Consider the following 7,790-nt stretch of genomic DNA (forward strand, 5'->3'; position numbering starts at 1 on the left):
CGCTGCATCCGACTTGGCTCAATCCGATCTGGCGATCGAGCTGATCGGTATCAACAAGCGCTTCGGCGCCGTACATGCCAACAAGGACATCGACCTCAAGGTCCGGCGCGGCTCGGTGCATGGCATCGTCGGCGAGAACGGCGCCGGCAAGTCGACGCTGATGTCCATCCTCTATGGCTTCTACACTGCCGATAGCGGCGAGATCCGCGTCAACGGCACCCCGCATGCCATCACCGACAGCCGCCACGCGCTGGCGCTCGGTATCGGCATGGTGCACCAGCACTTCATGCTGGTCGATAATTTCTCCATCCTCGAGAACGTCGTGCTCGGCGCCGAGGACAGTGCGCTGCTCGGCCCGAGCCTCGATCGTGCGAAGAAGGAACTGACTCGCCTCGCCAAGGAGTATCGCCTCGACGTCAATCCCGATGCCATCATCGAGGACGTCTCGGTCGGCACCCAGCAACGCGTCGAAATTCTGAAGGCGCTGTATCGCGGCGCCGATGTGCTGATCCTCGACGAGCCCACCGGCGTGCTCACCCCGGCCGAGGCGGACGATCTGTTCCGCGTGCTCCGCACCCTGCGCGACCAGGGCAAGACCATCATCCTCATCACCCACAAGCTGCGCGAGATCATGGCCATCACCGACTATGTGTCGGTGATGCGGCAGGGCGCCATGGTGGATACGCTCAAGACCTCCGACACCAACCCCGAGCAGCTCGCCGAGCTGATGGTCGGCCGCCGCGTGCTGCTGCGCGTCGAAAAGACCGCCGCCAAGCCGGGCGATACCTTCCTCTCGGTCGAAAACCTGGTGGTCAAGGACGACCTCGGCGTCACCCGCGTCAAGGATGTGAGCTTCACCGTGCGGGCCGGCGAGATCGTCGGCATTGCCGGCGTCGCCGGAAACGGGCAGTCCGAACTGCTTGAATCCGTTTCCGGCATGCGCGACCAGACGAGCGGCATTGTCCGTTTGAAGGGCACGCCGCTGTCGCTCGAAGGCGATGACGGCGCGCATCGCGCCCGCAAGGCCGGTCTCGCCCACGTGCCGGAAGATCGGCAGCGCATGGGGCTGATCACTGCCTTTGAAGAGTGGGAAAACGCCATGCTCGGCTACGAGGATGATCCGGCCTATGGCAAGGGCATCATCCTCGATATCCCGTCCGCACAGGCCCAGGCCCGCGAGCGCATCAAGAAGTTCGATATTCGCCCCGCCAACGAGCGGCTGAAGACCGCCAACTTCTCCGGCGGCAACCAGCAGAAGATCGTCCTCGCCCGCGAGATGGAGCGCAACCCGGACGTCTTGATCGTCGGTCAGCCGACCCGCGGCGTCGATATCGGCGCCATCGAGTTCATCCACAACCAGATCATCAAGATGCGCGATGCCGGCAAGGCCATCCTCGTCGTCTCGGTCGAGCTCGACGAAATCCGCTCGCTCGCCGACCGCATCCTGGTGATGTTCGACGGCCACATCGTCGGCGAAGCCGACCCTGCCACCGCCACCGAAGGCGAACTCGGCCTGATGATGGCGGGCGGCACCGACAGGAAAGCCCCACAAGCGCGCGTCGCGGCCGAGGGAGAGACGCCATGAGCTCGGCCATCCTCAAACCGCTGCCGCGCTGGGCCGATGTGGTCCTGCTGCCGATCCTCAACCTGGCGCTGGCCTTCATCGTTTCCGGCCTCGTTGTCCTTGCCATCGGGCAGGATCCGCTGGCGGCGCTCAATGCCATCGTCACCGGCGCCTTCGGCAACGGCTATAACTTCGGCTACACGCTCTACTACTCGACCAACTTCATGTTCACCGGCCTCGCCGTGGCGGTTGCCGCGCATGCCGGGCTGTTCAATATCGGCGGTAACGGCCAGGCCTATATCGCCGGCCTCGGCGTCATCGCGGTGGCGCTGCCGCTGCAGTTCCTGCCCTGGTGGATCACCTTCCCGATCGCCATAGTCGCCGGTGCGGCGGTGGGTGGGCTCTGGGGCTTCATCCCCGGCTGGCTGCAGGCCAAGCGCGGCTCGCACGTCGTCATCACCACCATCATGTTCAACTTCATCGCCGCGGCGATCATGGTCTACATGGTGGTGAACGTCTTGAAGCCGGCCGGCATCCTCGCGCCGGAATCGGCGATGATCGCTCCCGAAGGCCGTATGCCGAAACTCGGCGCCTTCATCCCGTGGTTCAAAAATACCGACGTCAACTTCACGCTGGTGCTGGCGCTGATCTGCCTCGTCGGTGCCTACATCCTGATCTGGCATACCCGCTTCGGCTTCGCCATGCGGGCGCTGGGCCAGAACCCGACCGCCACCCGCTATGCCGGCATGTCGAACAGCCGCATCATCATGATCGTCATGACCATGTCCGGCGCGCTCGCCGGCATGGTGGCGGTCAACCAGGTGGTCGGCGTGCAGTACCGCCTGGTGCTCGACTACGTCGCCGATGCGGGGTTTGTCGGCATCGCCGTGGCGCTGATGGGCCGCAACCATCCGATCGGCATCCTCTTGGCCGCCGTGCTGTTCGGCGCGCTCTATCAGGGCGGCAACGAGCTGCAATACGTCATCCCGGGGCTATCGAAGGAAATGGTCGTCGTCATCCAGGCGCTGGTCATCCTGTTCACCGGCGCCATGGAAGGGCTGTTCCGCCCCGGCCTGCAGCGCATCTTCATGACGCTGTCGCCGCGCCAGAAGGCGGCCGCCATCGAAGCCAACAGCGTCAAGTCGGGGAGCTGAGCCATGGATCTCGGTCTCATCCTCTCCACCCTCGACGCAACGCTCCGGCTGTCGACGCCGCTGCTGCTGGCCTGTCTCGCCGGGCTCTATTCCGAGCGCGCCGGCGTGTTCGATATCGGCCTCGAAGGCAAGATGCTGGCCGCGGCCTTCGCTGCGGCCGCCGTCGCCGCGGTCACCGCCAATGTCTGGCTCGGGCTGCTCGCCGGCCTCGCTGTCTCGATCACCACGGCGGGCCTCCAGGGCGCTGCCGCCATCACGCTGCGCGGCAACCAGCTGATCGCCGGCGTCGCCATCAACATGCTGGCCGCCGGCCTCACCACCTTCCTCGGCATCCAGTGGTTCGGGCAGGGCGGGCGCACCCCGCAGCTCCCGGTCACCGGCCGGTTCCAGAACATCGACCTGCCGTTCGCCAATGAGCTCGCCGGTGTCCCGATCCTCGGCCAGATCTATTCCGAGCTGATCTCGGGCCACAACATCCTGGTCTATGTCGCCTTCCTCGCCGTGCCGATCACCTGGTGGGTGCTCTATCGCACCCGCTTCGGCCTCAGGCTGCGGGCTGTCGGCGAGAACCCCAAGGCCGTCGATACCGCCGGCATTTCGGTCATCAAGCTGCGCTACCAGGCGGTGCTGATCACCGGGCTCCTCTGCGGCCTCGCCGGGGCGTTCTTCTCGATCGCCCAGGGTTCTGGCTTCGGCAACAATATGACCGCCGGCAAGGGGTTTATCGCGCTTGCCGCGCTGATCTTCGCCAAGTGGAAACCGGTACCGGCCATGTTCACCTGCCTGCTGTTCGGCTTCCTCGATGCGCTGCAGATCCGCCTGCAGGGCGCCGAGATCTTCGGCATCGGCGTGCCGGTGCAGGCCATCCAGGCGCTGCCTTACCTGCTGACGGTGATCCTGTTGGCCGGCTTCATCGGCAAGGCCGTCGGTCCCAAGGCTGGCGGCGTCGCCTACACCAAGGAACGCTGATGCCTCATCCGCTCGACCCGCAGCTGCTGGCTGCTGCCGAAGCCGTTCGCGCCAAGGCCTATGCGCCCTACTCGAATTTCCACGTCGGCACCGCCATCCTCGCCGATGACGGCAAGATCTATGTCGGCTGCAACGTCGAGAACGCCGCCTATCCGGTCGGCAACTGTGCCGAGCCCTCGGCTATTGCGGCCATGCTCGCCGGCGGCGCCAAACGCATCAGGCGCGTCTACACCACTGGCCCGGGCGTCACGCCGGTCACCCCTTGTGGTGGCTGCCGCCAGCGCATCCGCGAGTTCGCCGATCAGGATGTCGTCGTCGTTTCGCACGGCATTGACGGCACGCCGCTTGAGCAGACCATCGCCCAGCTTCTCCCACACTCTTTCGGCCCCGAGTTTTTGGGCCGATAATGGCAGTCAGCAAAGTGCCGCAAAATCCCGTTAAGGGTCCGCGGCAAGGAGGCCATCCCATGGAATTGCGCGTCGTCGATCAACCGGCCGGAACCAAGCCTGCAGCCGCAGCGAAATCGAAAGACCCCGCTGGGTCGCCCGCTGGCTCCCATCGCCGCAATCCCGGCTTCCCGCTCGATCTCGACTGGGTCGAACGCGTTCGCATGAACCGTTCGGCGCTCGAACGTCGCGCCGCTACGCTGCCGGCTCGCCGCACGGTGAAGAAGGACTGGCAGGCCGCCTGGCTGTTGAAGGCCATCACCCTGATGGACCTTACGACGCTCAACTCCGACGATACGCCGGGCCGGGTCGAACGGCTCTGCGCCAAGGCCCGCCATCCGGTCCGGCAGGACATCATCGACGGCCTCGGCGTCGCCGACCTCGAGGTGAAACCGGCCGCCGTCTGCGTCTACCACTCCTTCGTCAAGACCGCCGTCGAGGCCCTCAAGGGCACCGGCATCAACGTCGCGGCGGTCTCCACCGCCTTCCCTCATGGCCTCGCGCCGCTAAGCACTCGTCTCGCCGAGATCGAGGCTTCGGTGGCCGACGGCGCCAACGAGATCGACATCGTCATCGAGCGCGGCATGGTGCTGCGCGGCGACTGGCAGGCGCTCTATGACGAAGTCCGCGCTATGCGGAGGGCCTGCGGCGATGCCCACATCAAGACCATCCTCGGCACCGGCGAACTGGCGACGCAGACCAATGTCGCCAAGGCCTCGCTGGTCTGCATGCTGGCCGGCGCCGATTTCATCAAAACCTCGACCGGCAAGGAAAAGGTCAACGCCAACCTCCAGACCTCGCTGTCGATGGTGCGGATGATCCGCTGGTTCCACGAGGAGACCGGCATCGAGATCGGCTACAAGCCGGCCGGCGGCATCGCCACGGCCAAACTGTCGCTCGACTACATGGCGCTGATCAAGGAAGAGCTCGGCACCCACTGGCTGCAGCCGCACCTGTTCCGCTTCGGTGCGAGTTCGCTGCTGACCGATATCGAGCGCCAGTTGGAGCACACACTGACCGGGCACTATGCCGCCGACTATCGTATGCCGATGGTGTGATGCGGACGCTGGGGTCTGTGGCCCCACCCTCATCCGGGCTTCGCCCACCTTCTCCCATCAAGGGAGAAGGCCTGACTGAGACAGTTGCGGTGTGGCCTTCTCCCCTTGTGGGAGAAGGTGCCCGAAGGGCGGATGAGGGGTGGGCCCCACGCTCGATCGAAGGAGGAACCAATGAACAAGATCGCTGAAATCTTCACCTCCCTCGACTACGGCCCGGCCCCCGAGTCCGCTGATGTCGCGCTCGCCTGGCTCGCCGCGCACGACAACACGTTCGGCCATTTCATCAACGGCGCCTGGACCAAGCCGGGCAAGACCTTTGCCTCCGAGAACCCCGCCAACGGCAAGAAGCTCGCCGACGTCACCGACGGCACCGCCGCCGATGTCGATGCGGCGGTGAAGGCCGCCCGTGCTGCCTTCCCGAAATGGTCGGCTCTGTCGGGCTACCAGCGCGGCAAATACCTCTATGCCATCGCCCGGCTGATCCAGAAGCACTCCCGCCTGTTCGCGGTGCTCGAAACCATGGACAACGGCAAGCCGATCCGTGAGAGCCGCGACGTCGATATCCCGCTGGTGGCCCGGCATTTCTACCACCATGCCGGCTGGGCTCAGCACCTTGAGCGCGAGTTCCCCGAGCACGTGCCCTATGGCGTCTGCGGCCAGATCATCCCGTGGAACTTCCCGCTGCTGATGCTGGCCTGGAAGATCGCTCCGGCGCTCGCCGCCGGCAACACCGTGGTGCTGAAGCCGGCCGAGTTCACCTCGCTCACCGCGCTGCTGTTCGCCGAAATCTGCGACAAGGCGCACCTGCCCAAGGGCGTCGTCAACATCGTCACCGGCGAGGGCGATACCGGCGCCGCCATCACCGGCCACCCTGACATCGACAAGATCGCCTTCACCGGCTCGACCGAGGTGGGAAAGATCATCCGCCGCGCCACGGCCGGCACCGGCAAGGGTCTGTCGCTCGAGCTTGGCGGCAAGTCGCCTTACATCGTCTTCGATGACGCCGATATCGACTCGGCCATCGAGGGCCTCGTCGATGCCATCTGGTTCAACCAGGGCCAGGTCTGCTGCGCCGGCTCGCGCCTCTTGGTCCAGGAATCGATCGAAGAGCGCTTCATCGAAAAGCTGAAGAAGCGCATGTCGACCCTGCGGGTCGGCGATCCGCTCGACAAGGCGGTGGATATCGGTGCGCTGGTCGCTCCGGTGCAGGTCGAACGGGTCCGCGACCTGGTCAAGAAAGGCGTCGCCGAAGGCGGCCAGCTCTATGAGCCCGATATCGACGTGCCGGGCGGCGGCTGCTTCATCAAGCCGACGCTGATCACCAATGTGTCGACCGCCAACACCGTCGCCAACGAGGAAATCTTCGGGCCGGTGCTGGTCGAGATGAGCTTCCGCACCCCCGAGGAAGCGGTGGCGCTCGCCAACAACACCCGCTACGGCCTCGCCGCCACCATCTGGACCGAGAACGTCAACCTCGCCCTCGATATCGCACCCAAGCTGAAGGCCGGCGTGGTGTGGATCAACTCCACCAACAACTTTGACGCCGCCGTCGGCTTCGGCGGTTACAAGGAATCCGGCTTCGGCCGCGAAGGCGGCAAGGAAGGCATGGTCTCCTACCTGAAGGCAAAGTGGGAGAAGGAGTTGAAACCCTTCGTCGCCGCCACGCCCAAGGCAGCCAAGTCTGCCAATCCGCTCGACGATGCGGGTGGCGTGGACCAGACGGCCAAGATGTATATTGGCGGCAAGCAAGCCCGGCCCGACAGCGGCTATTCCCGCCCGGTGCACGGCCCCAATGGCGCCCTCGTCGGTGAAGTCGGCGACGGCAATCGCAAGGACATCCGCAACGCCGTCGAAGCCGCCCGCGTGGCGCTCGGCTGGGCCACAACCTCGGCCCATAACCGGGCGCAGATCCTCTATTTCCTTGCCGAGAACCTCGAATACCGGGCCGACGAATTCGCTGCCCGCATCAAGGCGCAGACCGGTGAGGATGGCGCCGCCGAGGTTGCCGCCAGCGTCGAGCGCTTGTTCGCCTTCGCCGGCTGGGCAGACAAATACGATGGCGCCGTGCACAACCCGCCGCAGCGCATGGTGGCGACCGCCATGGTCGAGGCGCTGGGCGCGATCGCCATCCTCGCTCCGCCGTCACGACCGCTGCTCGGCTCGATTGCCCTCATCGCCCCGGCCCTCGCCATGGGCAACACCGTGGTGCTGGTGCCATCGGAGCGCTCGCCGCTGTCGCTGACCGACTTCTATCAGGTGCTCGAGACCTCCGACGTGCCCTCCGGCGTCCTCAACATCGTCACCGGCGAAAGCAAGGTGCTGGCCAAGACGCTCGCCGAACACGACGGCATCGACGCCATCTGGTTCGCCGGCGACGCCGAAACCTCCGCCATGGTCGAAAAGGCCAGTGCCGGCAACGTCAAGCAAACCTGGACCAGCCGCGGCCTCTACTATGACTTGAGTGACAAGGCGAAGTTCGAAGGCGACTACTTCCTGCGCCGTGCGACGCAGGTGAAGAACGTGTGGATTCCGTACGGGGCGTAGGGGCACGATGGGCGCAGCCGGCGTCCCCCTCCCCCTTGCGGGGAGGGGCCAGGGG

The 7,790-nt window shown here is 65.5% G+C and carries 6 protein-coding genes; all 6 read left to right on the forward strand.

Going from position 1 to position 7,790, the window contains the following annotated elements:
* Positions 1–13 precede the first annotated feature (13 nt).
* The 6 genes from VW23_RS17750 to VW23_RS17775 all read left to right on the forward strand — a co-directional run bounded on the left by VW23_RS17750 (position 14) and on the right by VW23_RS17775 (position 7,735).
* Positions 14–1,585 (forward strand): ABC transporter ATP-binding protein, encoded by a 1,572-nt coding sequence (locus VW23_RS17750; RefSeq protein WP_069910882.1) that lies wholly within the window; start codon positions 14–16, stop codon positions 1,583–1,585.
* Complete coding sequence (locus VW23_RS17755; RefSeq protein WP_069910883.1) at positions 1,582–2,718, forward strand: ABC transporter permease; 1,137 nt, start codon at positions 1,582–1,584, stop codon at positions 2,716–2,718. The genes VW23_RS17750 and VW23_RS17755 overlap by 4 nt, the downstream gene beginning before the upstream one ends.
* A 3-nt stretch (positions 2,719–2,721) precedes the next feature.
* The gene (locus VW23_RS17760; RefSeq protein WP_069910884.1) at positions 2,722–3,687 is read left to right on the forward strand and encodes an ABC transporter permease; all 966 of its coding nucleotides are present in this window, start codon (positions 2,722–2,724) and stop codon (positions 3,685–3,687) included.
* The gene (locus tag VW23_RS17765; RefSeq protein WP_069910885.1) at positions 3,687–4,094 is read left to right on the forward strand and encodes a cytidine deaminase; all 408 of its coding nucleotides are present in this window, start codon (positions 3,687–3,689) and stop codon (positions 4,092–4,094) included. Before VW23_RS17760 ends, VW23_RS17765 begins: the two co-directional genes overlap by 1 nt.
* 59 nt (positions 4,095–4,153) lie before the next feature.
* A complete protein-coding gene (gene deoC, locus VW23_RS17770) occupies positions 4,154–5,191 on the forward strand; it encodes a deoxyribose-phosphate aldolase (RefSeq protein WP_069910886.1) in 1,038 nt (345 codons plus the stop codon).
* A gap of 171 nt (positions 5,192–5,362) precedes the next feature.
* The gene (locus VW23_RS17775; RefSeq protein ID WP_069910887.1) at positions 5,363–7,735 is read left to right on the forward strand and encodes an aldehyde dehydrogenase family protein; all 2,373 of its coding nucleotides are present in this window, start codon (positions 5,363–5,365) and stop codon (positions 7,733–7,735) included.
* Positions 7,736–7,790 lie beyond the last annotated feature (55 nt).

The sequence above is a fragment of the Devosia insulae DS-56 genome (assembly GCF_000970465.2).
Taxonomy (GTDB): domain Bacteria; phylum Pseudomonadota; class Alphaproteobacteria; order Rhizobiales; family Devosiaceae; genus Devosia_A; species Devosia_A insulae.